Raw genomic sequence first — 18,006 nt, 5'->3', positions numbered from 1 at the left:
GCCGTAGCGCTGCGCGTCGATCTGGGCGCGCTGCTCGGGCGACAGGAATAATCGTCCCAACTGCGGTGATTGGGCGCTGGCCGCAAGCGCGGCGCCGCTCAGCAGCGTACACAGGAGGAGGGCGCGCTTCATGGCCGCCCCATTTCGGCCAAGGGCACGCTGCCCAAGGTCAGCCACAGCAGCTCACATTCGGCGCTCAGGGCGGGCGCCATGGTGCCCGTGACGATGGCGTTGCCTGTGCCGGCACCGGCTGCCCCTTGGCGCTTCAGCGTGCAATCCTGCACGGCGAAATAGCCGGCCTGGCGCAAGTCGTCAAACAGATGCAGCAAGTCCATTTCGTGCAGTAAATCCATCTGCAGGCGCATGCGGCTGCCGCGCAGATGATATTGTCCCATCACCATGGGCAACGGCACCTGCAGCGCTTGCTGCGGACTGATGTCATAGCTGATCGGCAGCAGTTTGCGCTGTTCCTGGCTGCGGCGGATGGCGTCGATCCAGGCCAGGCGGTTTTCCTCGCCGATCAGGCCGCGCTGGCGCAGGGCCAGGAATTGCGGTTCGTAGGTGCGTATTTCCTGTTTTTCCGCTTCCGCGTGATTGAACAGGGTGGCCGCCGCCGTGCGCGTGTGCTGGGCCAGATACAACTGTTGCGCTTCGCGCATGCGATAGGCGGCGCTCAGGCTGAGCAGCACCACGCTGGCCAGCAAGGTCAGCGCAAAGCACAGAAGGGCAGCGCGGACCAGTTGCAGTTCGCCCACCCACGCGGGCAGGGAGCGCGTGGGCGTGGCAGTGCGCTGCATGCCGGGCAGGGGCGGCTGCTTGACGGGGCCGCTCATGGCTGCCACTCCAGCAAGAGGGTAAAGCGTGCCTGGCTGTCCGGCGCCGACGCGGCACTCTTGCCGGACAGGGCCGCGCTAGGGCGCAAGTCGAGCGGCGTTTCCTCGATCATCACCTGCATGCCCGGCTGGCGTGCCAGCGTTTGCGCGAAGGCCGTGACGGCTGCCAGGGCGGTGCGGTAGTCATTGTTCGGCATGGCCACATCCGCTTCCAGGCGCAGCGCCTGCGGCGGTGCGACGGGAATGCCGGCCAGGGCACTGCCGGGCGCCGCGCCAGTACCCGGCTGTTGCTGCTGCGGTGGCTGGCCACTGGCTGCGCGCGCGGGCGCGCGGCCCGCATTCCAGTGCAGCTGGCTGAGCGCAACCTGCGGCGCCTGCTCCAGCGCGGCGCTGAGTATGCCCAGCAGGCGGCCCGGTTCCGGCGCCTGGCTGGCGATCATCTGACCCAGGGTCACGGCCACTTTCATGTTTTGCGTCTTGGCCGGCGCCGGCGGCTGCGTCGACATGACGCTGCGGTAGCGTTGCTGGTAGGACGCCGTTTCCTGCGCCAGGCGCTGCGTGGCAGTGCCGTCGGCTATGCCGCCAAGCAGATTAATCACGCACCACAGGGCTGCCGACGCGCCGATCAGCGCGCTGGCGCCATACAGCGTGTTGCGCGCGCGCTGGAAGTGGTAATAGCGGGCCAGCGCGCCGGGCGGGTAGTGGCTGGACGGCGGATGCTTGCCCAGCAACGTCAGCAGCAATTCGTCGGCCAGCGGCGGCGTCTTGCGCAAGCCCACCCGTTCGCCGGCCAGTTGCAGGTCGATGAAGTGGTAGGCCACTTCGAGGCCGTTGTCGCACAGCAGTTCGAGCTTGGCGATCTGCGCTGCCGGCGCCAGGATGACGGTATTGAGGACGTCGCCGCGCGCCAGCATGCGCGTGCTGGTGAGAAATTGCCGCGTCTTTTCCGTTTCCAGTGCGATATTCACGGCCACGCCGTCGAGCGCGATGGTGGCGGTCTGGCGCGAAAAGCGCAACTGGCCCTTTTCATAATAACTTTGCCGCAAGCCGCCCGATTGCTGCGTCACCAGCAGCAAGTGTTCGTGCGCGATCGACAGCTTTTTCACCAGCGCGATACTCAGCAGACTGGTCGAATAAATGCCGGCAACGGGCACGCACAAGTGTTCGAGCGCCTCTGTCCACGGTTGCAGCAAGGTGGGGTTGGTCAGGGCGAAAAACAGCACCTGGTCATCGTGGCGGCCCGTGGCGTCGCGGCCCAGCAAGGTACTGCCCCGGTAAGGCGTGTCGCGGTGCAATTGCTGCTTGCGCCGCTCCAGCAAGGCACGGCCAGCCTTGCCGCGCACGTGGGGCAACAGCTGGTGCTGGAAGTCTTCCTCGATCAAGTCCGTCAGCAGGTAGGCGGGCACGTCCATCCGCTGTGCCTGCGGTTCTTCGAGCCACCCGGCGAAGCCATCGAGCCCGGCCGCGCTGGCGGGGAAGGTCTGGCCCTGGCCCAGCACGCCGTGGTTCCAGTCGTAGGCGCACAGGGTGTCGCTGGTGATGTAGAGCAGTTGTTTGCGGAACACGGCGGCCTCAGGTCTTGATGGTACTGATGGTGTCGTAAATCGGCCCCAGCACCGACAGCATGATCCAGCCCAGCAGCAGGCCCAGGATGACCGTCATGGCCGGCTCGATCATGGCTTGCACTTTTTCAATCAATTCCTTCACTTCGCGGTTGTAAAAGTAACTGACATTGCGCAGGGCCGTGTCCAGCGAACCCGTTGCTTCGCCCACCTTCAGCATGCGGATCACCAGCGGCGGAAAGATGGCCGTGTGCTGGAAGGCGGCCGTGACGCCGTAGCCCTCGCTGATCAGCTGGGCGGCGCGGCGCAGGCCGGCCGCCACCACCTGGTTGCCGGCGATGCCTTCGGACAGGCGTATGCATTCGAGTATCGTGATGCCGGAAGCATACATCAGGGCAAAAAACGTGGCGAAGCGGGCCAGTATGATCTTGTGCAGCACCGGACCGACCAGCCACAGCCGCAGTTTCAGGCCATCCCAGGCATAACGGGCTGCCTCGCTGCGGCGGATGAGCGCGCGCAAGCCGAAGAACAGCAGCACGGGCAGGGCCAGCAGCAGATACCAGTAATCGATGAATATATTCGATACAAAGATCAGCACGCGCGTATGCAGCGGCAGCTCGCCGCCCATGTTGCGGATGAAGGCCGTCAGCTGGGGCACTAAATAGATCATCAGGAAGAACGTCACGGCCGCCACGACGATGGCCACGATGATCGGGTACATGATGATCTTGCGCGTCTGCGAGGCCAGCTCGTCCTGCCATTTCAAACTTTCCGACAAGTTCTTGAAGACCTCGGCAATCCTGCCGCTCTGTTCGCCCGCCAGAATCAGGCTGGTGAAGGTGGCGTCGAAGATATCGTCATGCTGGGCCAGCGCACCGGACAGGGGCAAGCCACCCTCGATGCTTTCAATGAGATCCGTGACGACTTCGCGCAGGCGCGGGTGGTCCGTGCTTTCGCGCAAGTCATTCAAGCCTTCCAGGATGGGCACGCCTGCGCCCGTCAATTGCTCCATGTGGAAGCAGAAATTGATCAGGTCGCGGCGGTGGATGATGCGCTTGCCCAGCAGCACCAGATACTGGCCCGTGATCTTGCAATCGATCAAGTCGAGCTGCATGCGGTGCAGGCGCGCTTCCAGGTCCGGCACGTTGGCCGCCTCCATGCTGCCGGGAATCATTGCACCGGCGGCATCCATGGCACGGTAGACATATTGCGGCATCAGGCCAGCCTTTCCGTCAGATCGACCACGCGGCCCACTTCTTCCAGCGTCGTCAGGCCTTCCATGACGCGGCGCATGCCGTCGTCGACGAGACCCTTGAAGCCAGCCGCGCGCGCCGCGTTCTTCAATTCGCGACTACTTGCGCGGCGCGCCGTCAATTCATCGAGTTCGGCCGTCATCTTGAGAATTTCCATGATGGCCAGGCGGCCCTTGTAGCCCTGGTGCGCGCAGCGCTCGCAGCCGACGGCGCGGCAGATGGACACGGGCGGCGCATCCGTCTCCAGGCCCAGCAGGCGGCGCTCGACATCGTCGGCGATCACCGTTTCCTTGCAATGCGGACACAAACGGCGCACCAGGCGCTGCGCCACGATGCCGATGATGTTGCCGGCCATGATGTCGGGCAGGATGCCGATGTCGAGCAGGCGCGCGACGGAACCGATGGCCGAGCTCGTGTGCAGGGTGGAATATACCTGGTGGCCCGTCATGGCGGCGGCAAAGGCCATTTCCGCCGTTTCGCGGTCGCGGATCTCGCCCACGAGGATGATGTCCGGGTCTTGCCGCATCATCGAGCGGATGCCGTCGGCAAAGCCCAGCTTGACCGATTCGTTGACGGAGGTCTGGCGTATCATGTTCATCGGATACTCGACCGGGTCCTCCAGGGTCATGATGTTGACGCTTTCCGTATTGATATGGTTGAGTATCGAATACAGGGTGGTGGTCTTGCCGCTGCCCGTCGGCCCCGTCACCAGGATCACGCCGTCAGGGCGCGCGATCATCAATTTGAGCAGGTTCAGTTCCGTCTCGGCCAGACCCAGGGCGTTCAGCGGCACGATGCCTTTTTGCCGGTCCAGCACGCGCAGCACGACGTTTTCGCCATGCGTGGTGGGCTGCGCCGAGGCGCGAAAGTCGATTTGTCGCCCGGAAAACTTGATACTGATGCGCCCATCCTGCGGCGCGCGCGCCTCGGCGATATTCATGTTCGACATCACCTTCAGGCGCACGGCCATGGCCGGCCAGTACGACTTGTGCAGGCTGCGGATTTGTCGCAGGATGCCGTCGATGCGGTAGCGGATGCGCAGGAACGACTGTTCCGGCTCGAAATGGATGTCCGAGGCGCCGTTCTGCACGGCATCGGCCAGCAGCGCATCGATCAAACGCACCATGGGCTGGCTGTACTCGTCCGACGGCGAAGCCATGCTTTGATAGCTGACTTCGCCCGTTTCGATTTCATGCAGGATGCCGTCGATCGACAGCTCGAAGCCATAGTACTGGTCGATGGCGCGCGAAATATCGGACTCGTTGACGAGCACGGTGGAAATCGTGATGCCCTTCACCAGCATGGCGCTGATCTGGTCGAGCGCGACGATGTTGCTGGTGTCGGCCATGGCCAGTATCAGGTTGTCGGCCTGCCGCTCGTAGACGATGGGAAAGACGCGGTAGCGCTTGGCCACGTCTTTCGGGATCAGTTTCAAGGCGATGGCATCGACTACCAGGCTAGCCAGGTCCGCGCTGACCTGTTTCAGGTTTTCGCTGAGCGCCTCGCGCACGGTCGCTTCCGTGACGAAACCCAGGGTGATGAGCAGCTTGCCCAGCGGTTCGCTGCTGCGCCGTTGCTCGATCAGGGCGATGCGCAGCTGGTCTTCGCTGATCACGCCTTTCTGGATCAACAGCTTGCCGAGGGGAAGTTTTGCCTGTTCTGCCATGTCGCTTAGTCTTGACGGGGTGTGATGATGGCCGGTGCGGCCAGTTCGCGCAAACGCGTCTGCACTACGGCCTGGTCGAACGCGGCGGGCGTGGTTTGCGCCAGGGTCAGGGCGCGCTGGTAATACGTGGCGGCCAGCCTGGGCTGGTTCAGCCGGTCCAGGCCCACGGCCAGGTTGAAGGCATAGTCGGGATTGCCGGGCGCGGCGCCGTAGGCGCGGAAAAATTGCTGTTGGGCTTCGTTCCAGCGGCGCTGCTTGGCATACACATTGCCCAGTGCAAACAGCACGGGGGCGCTGTCGGGGCTGCGTGCCAGTATGGCTTTCAATTTTGCCTCGCTCTGCGCCACGTCGCCCTGGCGCAGGCCGATCAGGCCGGCCAGCGCCTCGCCATCGTCGGGATTGATTTCCAGCAAACGCACGTACAGGGCCGCCGCCTGCGCGCCCTGGTGCTCGCGCAGGGCCACGGCCGCCAGGCCCAGCAGCGCGTCGCGGTTGGTGGCATCTTGCCGCAGCACCGCTTCATATTGTTGACGAGCAAGGCCCAGCTGGCCGCCTTTGAAGGCCTGGTAGGCTTGCTGCACGCCGGGATCGATTTGCGGCGCGGCGACGCTGCGCTGCACCTGGATCTGGCTATTGTCGGGCGCGGCCACGGGCGGCAGGCTGGCGGGCGCGGGCGGCTGCATGTGCGCCAGCTGCGCCGCCACGGCGGCTTGGGCCGCCGCCTGTATCATGGCTTGCTGCTCTGCGGCGTCCGCTTGCGGGCGTGGCGCCTGCGGCAATTCCGGCGCCAAGGCTTGCTGCAGAGGCTGTTCAGGGGCCGTTGCCGCGACTGGCACCACCACGATGGGTCCGGCGACGCCGGCCGTGCCAGGGGCATCCGTCAGCGGCATGGGCACGCCGGGCAGATTGGCGCCCGCGCCGGGGCTGGTGCTGGCGCGCCAGTACCAATACGCCATGGCGCCGGCCACCAGCAGCAGGAGCGCCAGCAGGATGGCCAGGCGCACGGTGGCCGGGTCGACGCTGATCGGGCCTGTGGGGCCTTTCGGCGGTGGATTGCTGCGGCTGGCGCGTGGCCGGGAGGGCTGCGGTTCCGCGCGCGCGCGTGGCGGCTCGGGAGGCGGGCCAGGCTGCGCGCCTTGCTGTGGACCTGGCGGGGCTGCATTCTGCGCCGCCTGCGGCGCGGGTGCATCCGCCAGCGGTTCCAGGCGCAAGGTGCTTGGCGGCTGCACGGGCGCCGGCCCAGCCGGCGCAGGTCGGGGCGGCAGGGCGTCGGCCGGCGCCAGTTCCAGCACCTGGTCGTAGGCTTCGGACGGCTTTTCCAGTTCTTCGTCAGAAAGGCTGTTCTGCTTGGCGCGCTCGGCTTTCTTGAGCGCCTGCATCAGCAAGCTCATGGGGAATCTCCCTGCAGGCGTGCCTGCGGCTGGACGGTGGTCGCAGGCGGGCCGTCCGTGTAGGGCTGGCTGTTCAGCGGCGCCTGGCCGGGCAGCAGGTAGCGATAATCGCGGTAATCGCCGTCGACGCTGGCATCCTTGACCACGACAGGACGCAAGAAGATCACCAGTTCCGTCTTGCTGCTCGCTTCATTGCGATAGGTAAACAGATTGCCCACCAACGGCAGGCTGGACAGGCCCGGCACGCCATCCCGGGCGTTGTCGACCGAGTCCTGCATCAGGCCGCCCATCACGGCGATCTGGCCATTACTCACTTTCATGATCGATTCCAGCTCGCGCGCCTGGATCACGGGCACGCGGCTTTGCACATTCGCCGTGGCCAGGGCCGGGTTCGGGTCTTGTACGTAGCCGACGATGCGCGTGATGGTGGGCCGCACGTTCAGGGTGACTTCATCGCTTTCGGAAATCTGCGGCGTGACGCTCATGACGAAGCCGACGGGCACCGTTTCCAGTTTCGACTCATAAGTGGCCGGCGTGGTGATGGTGCCCGTCGAGCTGATCACGGCGGGCGTCACCTTGATGGTAAAGAAGACATTGTTATCGACCACCTTCAGCATGGCCGTTTGATTGTTGAGCACGCTGATCTTCGGGCTGGACAGCACTTTCACCTTGCCGAACGATTCGAGCAGCTGGATGGTGGTCCTGAAACTGTCCTTCAGATAATCGATCACGAAGATGCCAGGCGTGATGCCAGGCGTGACGCCACTGCTGAGCGCAGGGGTGCCCACTTGCTTCTGCGTCAGGCTCAGGCTGCCCGTCAGGCGCGACCAGTTGATGCCTTGCTGGTATTCGTTGCTCAGGCGTACCTCGATGATGGTCGCCTCGATCAGCACTTGCCGTTTGGCGCTATGCAATACCGCGTCGAGGAATTCGGCGATCTTCTCGTGCTGGCGCCCCGTGGCACGCACGGCAATCAGGCCGCCTTCCACGTTGACGACCACGGACGAGGGGCTGCCCTTGTTGGCCAGTTTGAGCAGCGGCATGCCGTTCGCGTCCAGCGCCGGGCCAGGATTCGCGTTCTGGCCAGCGCCCTGCTGGCCTGGCGCATATTGACCTCCATTCGGATTGCCATTTGCGCTGCCATACTGCATCGGCGGCTGGGCGCCGTACTGGCCAGTTGCACCGGTGGAGGGGAAGTTGCCAGCCTGGTTCTGCTGCTGTCCTTGCTGGCCGGGCATGTTCGCCAATTGCTGGTTCAGCTGCGCCAGCGGGTCCACCTGCACGTCGTTGAGCGTGGTCTCGCGCAGCAGGTCGCGGATATTCTTTTCCAGGCTGTACCAGAAATTATTTTCCGAACGATTCACTACCAGGGTGGTCGAATTGTTATTGCCTCCGCTGCCGCTGCCCTGCGTACTGCCGACGGGATTGCTGGTGTTGTTCGACCCGCCGCCCGCCGTGGAGATTTGGGTGGCGATATTCACGCTGCTGTTGGTGCTGCGTGCCATGTTGACGTAATCGACCTTGTAATTGCGCCAGACGGGCGCGTCGGGCAGCACCGTCAAGTTCTTGCCATCGATTTCGTAGCGCATATCGACTTGCTTGCCGATACGCGCCAGCAGTTGCGGCAGTGTCTGGTTCAGCGCATTCAGGGTGACGCTGCCTTCAATCTGCGGGTGGATGTCGATATTCATGCCTGCGTCGCGCGCCAGCGCAAACAGCAGCGATTGCACGGGCACCTTGTGCACGGTGACGCTGTAGGTTTCCACTTTGGGCGCCGGCAAGGGCGCGGCCAGCGCGCTGCTTTGCTGCACCGTCTCGGGAATGATGCCGGCGGGCAGGGGCGCGGCATTGAGGTGGGCCGGCGATAGCGGCGTTTGGTGCGTGGCGCAGCCGGCCAGCGTCGTGCTGCAGGCGAGGGCGACCCAAGAGGCCAGCACAGGAATAGGGTGTTGATTCATGAAAAGTTCGCCCTTGGAGTCGTGTTGTGCTTTTGCAATTTTAACCAGCATGATCGCCTAAAAGCAATCGGCTGTGCAGGCCCGGGAGGCAATATGTCAAAATAAAGTCAGGGGGCGCCACGGGCCGTTTTTGCAGCGGCCGTGGCTTTCATTTCCGTGCGGATACTGTCTATGTCGCTCAGCAATATTTTCTGTGGCGAGGCAGGGGCGATCCTGGCCCAGACGGCTTCCACGCTGGCCCTGTCGGCAAAGCTGCCGTAGACGATGAGCAGGCGCGCCGCAGTGTTGGCTGGCGAGCGCTGCGGCGCCATGGCCGGCGGCCTGTTTGCGGGGGCTGCGTCAGGCAGGCGAAAGACGTGGATGTCGCGCAGGCCGGTGGCTTGCTGCGCCTGCTGCAAAAAGGTTTCTGCCGCAGCCGTCTGGCTGGCGGGCAGGCTGGCGATCTGCAGCACCAGTTGTCGCGGTCCTTGCCTTGCCAGCCAGTCGCGCGATTCGGCCAGCTTGCTGTCGAGTAGCGTTGGTGGCGCTGCGGCCTGTAACCGTGCATCGGCGTGCGGGATGGCGTTGGACGGTTGGCTGGACGGCGGCGCGATTGCTGCTGCGCCCGCTGTCTGGCCCTGGCTGCTTGCCAGCCATTGCCACAGCAGCGCAGCGGCCAGCAGCAGCATCACCGCGCTCAAGGCCCTCGCCAGCGACTTTCCCGCATGCCAGGGCGGGCGATAAAACGGGCTGTCGGCGATGGCCAGGCGCACATGGCGCGCACTGATTTCCTGCGCATCGTCCGCAAACGCCGCCAGCAAGGCCTTGTCGGCCAGGATATTGACCCTGCGCACGATGCCCTGTGCAGCGTGCGCCAGCTGGCGCAGCGCGGCCGGCGTGAAGACAAGCGGCACCGCGCGGCCGGCGGCGGCCAGCCGGCATGCCAGATAGTCATCGAGCAAGGCTGGCGGCAGGCGCGGCACAATAAAACTGTGAGTGATGCGTTCTTTCAACTGGCGGAACTGGGGCAAGTCCAAAGTGTGCTGCAATTCCGGCTGGCCAAACAGCACGATTTGCAGCAGCTTATGGCTCGCTGTTTCCAAATTCGTCAGCAGGCGCAACGCTTCCAGGGTGGCACCCGGCATGGCTTGCGCTTCTTCGGCCAGCAGCAGTACCTGGCGCCCGGCCGCGTGCCTGGCGATCAGCTCGCCGTGCAGGGCGCGCAGCACGGCATCGGCGCGGCATCCGTCCAGTGCCAGTCCCAGTTCGGCGGCGATGGCGTGCAAGACTTCATCGGGCTGCAGGCGGGGATTGAGCAGGTACACCACGTCGACCTGGGGCGGCAGGCGTTCGGCCAGCATGCGGCACAGCATGGTCTTGCCGCTGCCCACTTCACCCGTCAGCTTGATGATGCCGTCGCCTTGCGTGACGGCATACAGCAGAGCTGCGAGCAGCTCGCCCCGTGTATTGCCCGCATAAAAGAAGACCGGGTCCGGCGTGATGCCGAACGGTGCCGTGTGCAAGCCGAAATGGCGTAGATACATGCCGTGCGGGGAGGGCGCGTAAGGCCGCCCGGGCGGCGTGGAAAGGGGGACGGCCGTGTCGGTGCTCATGCGGCGATGCAATTGAGGAAGGCTTGCTCAAGGCTGGCTCCGGCCGCATCACCATGTCTCGCCCGGCATTCGGCGGGCGTGCCCGTAAACACGATGCGACCCGCATGCAGGATGGCCATGCGGTCGCACAATTCTTCCACGTCGGCCAGCGCATGCGAGGTGAACAGGGCGCCGCGACCCTGCGCGCGTGCCTGCCGCAGCACTTGTTTGAATTGCGCGCGCGCCTTCGGGTCGAGCCCGCTCATCGGTTCATCCAGTACCAGTTGCGGCTTGCCCGACAGCAAGCTGGCGGCCAGCCCCAGTTTTTGCATCATGCCTTTGGAATAATCGCGCGCGGGGCGCAGCAAGGCGTCCGGCGCCAGGTCGAGTGCCGTCAGGGTTTGCTGCACGGTACGCGCATCGGGGCGCGCATGGTGCAGGCGCGACAGGTAGCGCAAAAAGTCGCCACCCGTCAGGTAATAGGGCGCCTGGAAACGTTCCGGCAGAAAGGACAGGGGCTGGCGCGCCGCGCCCTGCCGGTGCGGCTGTCCAAAAATGGCAATGTCGCCCCGCTCTGGCGTGCAAAAGTCCAGCAGGCACTTCAGCAGGCTGGTCTTGCCCGCGCCATTCACGCCGACCAGGCCGAACAGTTCCCCCTTGCCGACCCGCAGGTCGACGCCGCGCAGCACGGCGCCGCCCGCCAGTTGCAGATGCACGTTGTGAAACTCGATGGCGCAGTCGTTCATAGGGGCAAGGGTCGGCAGGCAAGAGGGCGTACGACCGCCATTATTGCCATGGGCGCGGGCGGGCGGCAAGTGTTTCCTTCTAGCGTGCGCAAATGCGCGAAAATCAAGCAACGCAATGTATTTTCTTTAAGAAACAACAGGTTCTGGAATAAAATACCTGCGCGCGCCGCTGGCGTGCATCGTCTGAAGAATTTGTCGAGGAGCAAGAATGGCAAGGCCAGAGAAAGTCCGGCTCGGTGAGATTTTGGTGCAGCAGAAATTGCTGACGGAAGAACAGTTGGGCCAGGCATTGACGGAACAGAAGCGCTCGGGGCGCAAGCTGGGCCGCGTTTTTGTCGAGCACGGCTTTGTCACGGAAGAGCAAATTTCGGGCGCGCTGGCACGCCAGCTCGACATTCCCTACATCAATCTGAAGTTTTTCAACATCAATCCCGAACTGGTGCGGTTGCTGCCGGAAACCCAGGCGCGGCGCTTTCGCGCGCTGGTGCTGGAAGACCGGCGCGAGGGCTTGCTGGTCGGCATGTCCGATCCGACGGACCTGTTCGCCTACGACGAAATATCGCGCCTGGTCAAACGCCAGATCGAGTTGGCCGTCGTCAATGAAACGGAAGTGCTGGCCGCCATCGACCGCATTTACCGCCGCACGGAAGATATCTCCACCCTGACGCGCGAGCTGGAGCAGGACCTGGGCGACGTGTCCGTCGACTTTGGCGCCCTGGCCGCCAATCCGGGCCTGGAAGAAGCGCCCATCGTCAAGCTGCTGCAATCGGTGTTCGAGGACGCCACGCAGGTGCGCGCCTCGGACATCCACATCGAACCGCAGGAAGGGCGGCTGCAGATCCGCTTCCGCATCGACGGCGTGCTGCACTTGCAGACGGAAGCGGACAGCAAGATCGCCAGTTCGCTGGCACTGCGCCTGAAACTGATGTCGGACCTCGATATTTCCGAGAAACGCTTGCCGCAGGATGGCCGCTTCGCCTTCCGCGTGAAAAACCAGCGCATCGACGTGCGTATCTCCACCATGCCGACGCAATACGGCGAGTCGGTGGTGATGCGGCTCTTGAACCAGGGCGGCACGACCCTGCGCCTGGACGCCATCGGCATGCCGCCCAGGCTGGTGGAGCAGTTCCGCGCCATCGTGAACCGTCCGAACGGCCTGGTGCTGGTAACGGGGCCGACCGGCAGCGGCAAGACGACGACCTTGTACTGCGCCTTGTCCGAGCTCAATTCCGTGGAAAAAAAGCTCATCACGGTGGAAGACCCTGTCGAATATCGCTTGCCCGGCATTAACCAGGTGCAAGTGAACGACAAGATCGAGCTGAGCTTTGCCCGCGTGCTGCGCTCGGCCCTGCGGCAAGATCCCGATATCGTGCTCGTCGGCGAGATGCGCGACCAGGAAACGGCGCAGATCGGCTTGCGCGCCGCCATGACGGGCCACTTGGTGCTGTCGACCCTGCACACCAACGACGCCATCAGCACGCCGTTGCGCCTGATGGACATGGGTGTGCCCCGCTACATGGTGGGCAGTTCGCTGCAAGCCGTGCTGGCGCAGCGCCTGGTGCGCGTGATTTGCGAAAGCTGCAGCACGCCGTATCAGCCCACGCCCAACGAATATGAATGGCTGCGCCTGGAACTGGGCGAGCTGGTCGAGCGCAATCAGTATTTCCACGGCAAGGGCTGCTCGCATTGCAATGGCATGGGTTACCGGGGCCGCACGGGCGTGTACGAATTGCTGGAAATCACGCGCGCCGTGGCCGACGCCGCCAACCATGCCGATCCTTCCCACTTCATGAAGGTGGCGATGGCGCAGATGGCGGGCGAAACCTTGCGCCGCCACGCCGTGCAACTGGTGGTGCAGGGACGCACGACGGTGATGGAAGCGATGCGCATCAGTAACCAGAGCGAGGATTGAGGTGCCGTTTTTCTCCTACAAGGCGCGCAGCGCCAGTGGCGAACTGCTGACCGGCGTGATGGAAGGGGCCGACAGCGGCGCCGTGGCTGATCAATTGATGGAGGGCGGCAGTACGCCCGTCGATATCAGCGCCACCAAACAGACGGTGACGGGCGCCGGCACCAGCAAGCTGAACTGGTGGGACAAGCTGACCGAGAAAAAAGTCACGCCCATGGATGTGCAACTGTTCAGCCGCCAGCTGTACACCCTGCTGAAAGCGGGCGTGCCCATCATGCGCGGCCTGGCCGGCTTGCAGGAATCTGCCATCAGTCCCGCGTTCGGGCGCATCATCAAGGATGTGCGCGAGTCGCTCGATGCGGGGCGCGAACTGTCGGCCGCCATGGCGCGCCATCCCACGATCTTCACGCCGTTTTATCTGTCGATGGTGCGCGTGGGCGAAATGACGGGTCGCCTCGACGAAGTGTTTTTGCGCCTGTTCGACCACCTGGAATTCGACCGCGACATGCGCGCGCGCGTGAAAACGGCGACGCGCTACCCGACCTTCGTCGTCTTCGCCATGCTCGCCGCCATGGTGGTGGTGAATATCTTCGTCATCCCCCAGTTCGAGAAGGTATTCGCGAGTTTTCATGCGGAACTGCCGCTGATGACGCGCATCCTGATCGGCACCTCGCGCTTTACGGTGGCTTACTGGCCCATTTTGCTGCTGCTGGGCGCGGGCGGCTTTTTCGGCTGGCGCGCCTGGCTGCGCACGAAAGAAGGGTTATACAAGTGGGACCGCGCCAAGCTGGGCCTGCCGATCGCCGGCAAGATCATCCTGAAGGGCACGATGGCCCGCTTCGCGCGCAGTTTTGCCCTGTCGAGCACGAGTGGCGTGCCCATCGTGCAGGCGCTGACGGTGGTGTCGCAAACGGTCGATAACACTTACCTGAGCACGCGCGTGGAGCAGATGCGCGACGGCGTCGAGCGGGGCGAAAGCATCTTGCGCACCTCGGTGGCGGCCGGCGTGTTTACGCCGGTGGTGCTGCAGATGATCGCCGTGGGCGAGGAATCCGGTTCCCTCGACGACCTGATGGACGAGATCGCCGACATGTACGAGCGCGAAGTCGATTATGAGCTGAAAACCCTGTCGGCGCAGATCGAACCGATTTTGATCGTCTTCCTCGGCGCCATGGTGCTGGTGCTGGCGCTGGGCATCTTCCTGCCGATCTGGGACCTGGGCCGGGCGGCCCTGCACTGATGGCGCTGCCTGCCCGCCAGCGCGGTTTCAGCCTGTTCGAGCTGGCGGTCGTGGCGAGCGTGTTCGCCATCCTGATGGCAGTGTTCTTGAACAGGGTCAGCTATTACCAGCAGCAGGCGCAGCAGGTGGCCGTGGCGCAGATGCTCGGTGTCTTGCGCACCAGCTTGCGGGTGCAGGTGTTGCATCTTTACCTGGCGGACCGGCGCGACAAGCTGCCGCTGCTGGCGCGGCAAAACCCGTTCGACTGGCTGGAGGATAAGCCGGCCAATTACCTGGGCGAGTTTGCGCAGCCGGACCTTGCAAAATTACCTACAGGGAATTGGTTATACGACAAAAAAGAACAAAGAATCATCTATTTGTTTAGCAAAGGCAATATTTTTCCCAATTCAGGGCTTGAGGCAGCGAAATTTAAGGTAATCTTGCCAGGTGCAAACGCCGATCTTGACAAGCTCGCCCGGGAACCCGATATCGTGGTGTGGAAATCGTCGGACCCGGCAGCAAAGTGAGGCGTTTCCTGGTCCGCTGCAGCGACAGTTTCATGGTGTTGGTTTGGAAGTTTTTATTTGATTTTGGAGAGCAGGTATGAATAAGTCTTTACGTAGTATGAAAAGCGGCGCCCAGGCGGGTTTTACCCTGATTGAACTGATCGTCGTCATCGTGATCCTCGGCATCCTGGCAGCGACGGCGATTCCTAAATTCATCGACATGTCGACCGAGGCACGCGTGGCCAAGATGAATGCGGCCGCTGGCGCCATCAAGGCAGGTGCGGCCCTGTATCATGCGCAGTATTTGGTCAATGCCGATTCGACCAAGGATGTAGTGATGGAAGGCGTTACTGTCGCCGGGCAGTTTGGCTATCCGACTGCGGAAGGCATCAAGGCCGCTGCGGGTATTGTAGCTACAGATTATGGCATGGCTATCGCTGGCACGGCGTTGACGGTGACCGTGGATGTGGCCACGAATGCGGCGCGCAAGGATTGCTCGGTGGTGTATACCGCCCCTGCTGCCGCAGGCAATGCCGTGGATGTCGCGGTCAATGCAAATACCACGACCTGCAAATAAGCCATTCGCAACCGGCAAGAAGGTTCAGGCAAGATACTGGATTTCCTTGCGCACCACCAGCCCAACCCCAGGCGCCAGCCCGTTGGGCTTTTTTACGGGCCATCCATTGCAGCAGCCACCGACAGACTTTCCGCATCGCCCTGCAGGACCGCCAGGCTCCCTGCGGCGCACGGCTGCGCGCGGTTTCACCCTGATCGAGCTGGTGGCGGTGATGGTGATCGCGGGCCTGCTGGCCACCTTTGCCGTCAACCGATTTTTCCAGCGCGATACGTTTGACGCGCGTCGTGCCAGCGATCAGGTGGCCAGTATCGTGCGCTATGGGCAAAAACTGGCGGTGGCGCAAAATCGTGCCGTGTTTGTGCGCATCGATGCCAGCAGCGTGGCCCTGTGCTTTACCTCCGCCTGCGATACAGCTGCCAGCCGCAGCGTGCCGCCTGCCGGCAGCAACAGCGGCAGCAAGGAAACCATGGCCGCCTGCGGCGGATGGCGCAACTGGCTGTGCGAAGGATGGCCCTCGTCCGTCAAGCTGTCGGGTGGTGCCAGCGGTTTTTACTTTGACCCGCTGGGGCGTCCGTATTACGCGGCGTATGGCGATTTTTCCACGCTACTGGTGCTGGCCGTCACGGGCGGCGGGCAGCAATACCAGATCAAGGTATCACCGGAGACCGGCTATGTGTACCGCTAGCCGCCATGCCGCCAGGCGCGCCCAGGCGGGCGTGACCCTGATCGAACTGGCGCTCTTCATCGTCATCGTGGGCGTGGCGGTGGTGGGCATCCTTGGCGTGATGAGCTTGACGACGCGCAACAGCGTCGATCCGCAGCTGCGCAAGCAGGCGCTGGCCATTGCCGAAGGCATGCTGGACGAAATCGAGGGTGCGCGCTTCACGTATTGCGCAGTAGACGATCCGGCAGCCGAGACGGCCACTGGCGAGGCCGCTTGCGCTACCGGGGAAGCGTTTGGCATACAGGGAGGCGCCACGCAGCGGCCGTACGATAATGTGAATGATTACGTGGCCAAGGATGGCAGCGCCATAAGTTACACCACGGATGTGGCCGGCAATCCGTTTTCAGCGCTTGCCAACCAATATGCGGCGACGGTGAGCATGAATGCCGTTGCGCTCAACAACATCGCGGCACCCAATGTGCTGCATATCCGCGTCAGCGTTGCGTATGGCGACAATCAGCAGGTCGTGCTCGACGGCTATCGCACGCGCTACGCGCCGAACAGCATCCCATGACGACCTACGTTCCCCGGCGCCGTGCGCGCGGCTTTACCCTGGTGGAGATGATCATCGTGATCGTCATTACCGGCATCATCGGCGGCATGGTGGCCATGTTCATCCGCCTGCCCGTGCAAGGGTATGTCGATGCGAATGCCCGCGCCGACCTGGCCGACCTGGCCGATACGGCCGTGCGGCGCATCGCGCGCGACGTGCGCCTTGCGCTGCCCAATAGCGTGCGCGTCAGCACGGATGGAAAATACCTGGAACTGCTGCTGACGAAATCCGGCGGCCGCTACCTGTCCGAGGACGACGCGCCAGGCCTGGGGCCCGTGCTGGCTTTCAATCCCGTCGGCCCTGCTGCGGACGCCAATCAATTCACCGTCGTGGGGAACGCGCCGGCGATCACCGCTGGCGACTTTATCGCCGTCTACAATATGGGCGAAAACCTGCCGGATGCCTACGGCTGCGCCGTCAACGCCAGCGTCTGCAACCTGGCGCAGGTCGCTTCTGTGAGCGGTACGGTGGTGACCCTGAAGAGCAATCCCTTCCTCGCGCAGTCGCCGCAGAAATTTCCTTCGCCCTCGCACCGTTTTCAGGTGGTGACGACGCCTGTCAGCTATGTTTGCGATCCGCAGACCGGCACCCTGACGCGTTATTCCGGCTACACCATCCAGGCGGCGCAGCCGCTCGATGCGGCGGCAGCGCCCTTGGCAACTGCCCCTGTGCGTGCTTTGCTGGCGCAAAAAATCCTGAAAAACACGCTCGATCGGACTGGCGTCGCGGCTGGCGAAAAGACGGCTCCCGAAGGCTGCTTTACTTATGCGTTGCTGAAAAATGTGCCGCGCGGCTTGCTCGGCATCGTTCTGAGCCTTGGCGCGGAAAACAGCAATACGGGAACGCTGCGCCTGGCGCAGCAGGTACAGGTCACTAACACACCATGACACCATGAGCGCCATGAGCATATTTCCCTCGCGCCGCATGCGCGGTTTCAGCCTGGTCACGGCGATTTTCCTGCTGGTGGTGCTGGCGGGACTGGGTGCCGCGATGGTGCATGTGTTTACCCTGCAGCAGGTCGAGTCCGCACTGGACGTGCAGGGCGTGCGCGCCGAGCAAGCCGCGCGGGCCGGCATCGAGTGGGGCGTATACCGGCAATTGATCGATGGAAAGTGCGATCCCTCGACCTCGTTTGCCTTGCCGGCTGGCACATCGTTGTCCTCTTTTTCCGTCAGCGTGCAATGCAGCACGGCGACCGGACCAGGCACCCTGACCAGCCAGACCATCACGGCCACGGCGTGCAACCAGCCGGCCGCAGCCGAACCGTTTTGCCCGCACGCGGGCAACAATCCCGATTACGTCCAGCGCCGCCTGCAAGCCGTGCTGTCGCAGTAAGGTCAACTGCGTGCAAAAAAGATCGCTAATTTATTGTTTTTACAGAATAAAATTGGTTTCATGAATTAAAATTGACTGGATGCATTATCTGCGCGATAAGCTCGGGCAGGCACTTACACTGGATAGTTCGCATGGGTTTATTCGCAAGAGCAAAGAAGTATGATGGCTGGCTGGCCACGGCGTTTGGCCGCGAAGGCGTCTGC

16 protein-coding genes are annotated in these 18,006 nt (G+C 63.3%); 8 read left to right on the top strand and 8 right to left on the bottom strand.

Annotated features, from left to right (window positions below):
- Positions 1–128: 128 nt before the first annotated feature.
- The 8 genes from K0F85_RS10850 to K0F85_RS10815 form a co-directional block, all read right to left on the bottom strand.
- Positions 129–833, bottom strand: coding sequence for a hypothetical protein (locus K0F85_RS10850; RefSeq protein ID WP_257572682.1), 705 nt, complete (start codon positions 831–833; stop codon positions 129–131).
- Positions 830–2,398, bottom strand: a complete 1,569-nt coding sequence (locus tag K0F85_RS10845) for a hypothetical protein (RefSeq protein ID WP_219116028.1) — start codon at positions 2,396–2,398, stop codon at positions 830–832. Before K0F85_RS10845 ends, K0F85_RS10850 begins: the two co-directional genes overlap by 4 nt.
- Positions 2,399–2,405: 7 nt before the next feature.
- Positions 2,406–3,611 (bottom strand): type II secretion system F family protein, encoded by a 1,206-nt coding sequence (locus K0F85_RS10840; protein ID WP_219116027.1) that lies wholly within the window; start codon positions 3,609–3,611, stop codon positions 2,406–2,408.
- Positions 3,611–5,314 carry a GspE/PulE family protein gene (locus K0F85_RS10835; RefSeq protein ID WP_219116026.1) on the bottom strand — a complete coding sequence of 568 codons (1,704 nt, stop codon included), beginning with the start codon at positions 5,312–5,314 and terminating at the stop codon, positions 3,611–3,613. Before K0F85_RS10835 ends, K0F85_RS10840 begins: the two co-directional genes overlap by 1 nt.
- A gap of 5 nt (positions 5,315–5,319) precedes the next feature.
- Positions 5,320–6,705, bottom strand: a complete 1,386-nt coding sequence (locus tag K0F85_RS10830; RefSeq protein WP_219116025.1) for a tetratricopeptide repeat protein — start codon at positions 6,703–6,705, stop codon at positions 5,320–5,322.
- Positions 6,702–8,663 (bottom strand): pilus (MSHA type) biogenesis protein MshL, encoded by a 1,962-nt coding sequence (locus K0F85_RS10825; RefSeq protein ID WP_219116024.1) that lies wholly within the window; start codon positions 8,661–8,663, stop codon positions 6,702–6,704. The genes K0F85_RS10830 and K0F85_RS10825 overlap by 4 nt, the downstream gene beginning before the upstream one ends.
- Positions 8,664–8,770: 107 nt before the next feature.
- Positions 8,771–10,255: an ExeA family protein gene (locus K0F85_RS10820; protein WP_257572681.1), complete on the bottom strand. Its 1,485-nt coding sequence runs from the start codon at positions 10,253–10,255 to the stop codon at positions 8,771–8,773.
- A complete protein-coding gene (locus tag K0F85_RS10815) occupies positions 10,252–11,049 on the bottom strand; it encodes an ABC transporter ATP-binding protein (protein WP_257572680.1) in 798 nt (265 codons plus the stop codon). The genes K0F85_RS10820 and K0F85_RS10815 overlap by 4 nt, the downstream gene beginning before the upstream one ends.
- A 139-nt stretch (positions 11,050–11,188) precedes the next feature.
- Here K0F85_RS10815 and K0F85_RS10810 point away from each other — a divergent pair, with 139 nt between their 5' ends.
- The 8 genes from K0F85_RS10810 (at position 11,189) to K0F85_RS10775 (ending at position 17,803) form a co-directional block, all read left to right on the top strand.
- Positions 11,189–12,892, top strand: a complete 1,704-nt coding sequence (locus K0F85_RS10810) for a GspE/PulE family protein (protein ID WP_219116023.1) — start codon at positions 11,189–11,191, stop codon at positions 12,890–12,892.
- Position 12,893: 1 nt separating this feature from the next.
- The gene (locus K0F85_RS10805) at positions 12,894–14,129 is read left to right on the top strand and encodes a type II secretion system F family protein (RefSeq protein WP_219116022.1); all 1,236 of its coding nucleotides are present in this window, start codon (positions 12,894–12,896) and stop codon (positions 14,127–14,129) included.
- Positions 14,129–14,635, top strand: a complete 507-nt coding sequence (locus tag K0F85_RS10800) for a type II secretion system protein (RefSeq protein WP_219116021.1) — start codon at positions 14,129–14,131, stop codon at positions 14,633–14,635. The genes K0F85_RS10805 and K0F85_RS10800 overlap by 1 nt, the downstream gene beginning before the upstream one ends.
- A 76-nt stretch (positions 14,636–14,711) precedes the next feature.
- Entirely contained in the window at positions 14,712–15,191 is a 480-nt protein-coding gene (locus K0F85_RS29110) for a type II secretion system protein (RefSeq protein WP_306984174.1), read from the top strand.
- A gap of 46 nt (positions 15,192–15,237) precedes the next feature.
- Positions 15,238–15,876, top strand: coding sequence for a Tfp pilus assembly protein FimT/FimU (locus K0F85_RS10790; RefSeq protein WP_257572679.1), 639 nt, complete (start codon positions 15,238–15,240; stop codon positions 15,874–15,876).
- Positions 15,863–16,429 (top strand): type II secretion system protein, encoded by a 567-nt coding sequence (locus tag K0F85_RS10785; RefSeq protein WP_219116019.1) that lies wholly within the window; start codon positions 15,863–15,865, stop codon positions 16,427–16,429. The genes K0F85_RS10790 and K0F85_RS10785 overlap by 14 nt, the downstream gene beginning before the upstream one ends.
- Positions 16,426–17,355: a type II secretion system protein J gene (locus tag K0F85_RS10780; protein ID WP_219116018.1), complete on the top strand. Its 930-nt coding sequence runs from the start codon at positions 16,426–16,428 to the stop codon at positions 17,353–17,355. The genes K0F85_RS10785 and K0F85_RS10780 overlap by 4 nt, the downstream gene beginning before the upstream one ends.
- A gap of 13 nt (positions 17,356–17,368) precedes the next feature.
- Complete coding sequence (locus K0F85_RS10775) at positions 17,369–17,803, top strand: agglutinin biogenesis protein MshP (RefSeq protein WP_219116017.1); 435 nt, start codon at positions 17,369–17,371, stop codon at positions 17,801–17,803.
- Positions 17,804–18,006 lie beyond the last annotated feature (203 nt).

Source organism: Janthinobacterium sp. UMAB-56, assembly GCF_900095265.1.
Taxonomy (GTDB): Bacteria; Pseudomonadota; Gammaproteobacteria; order Burkholderiales; family Burkholderiaceae_D; genus Janthinobacterium.
The sequence above is the reverse complement of the archived record's forward strand: the minus strand, read 5'-3'. Positions and strand labels throughout refer to the sequence as shown.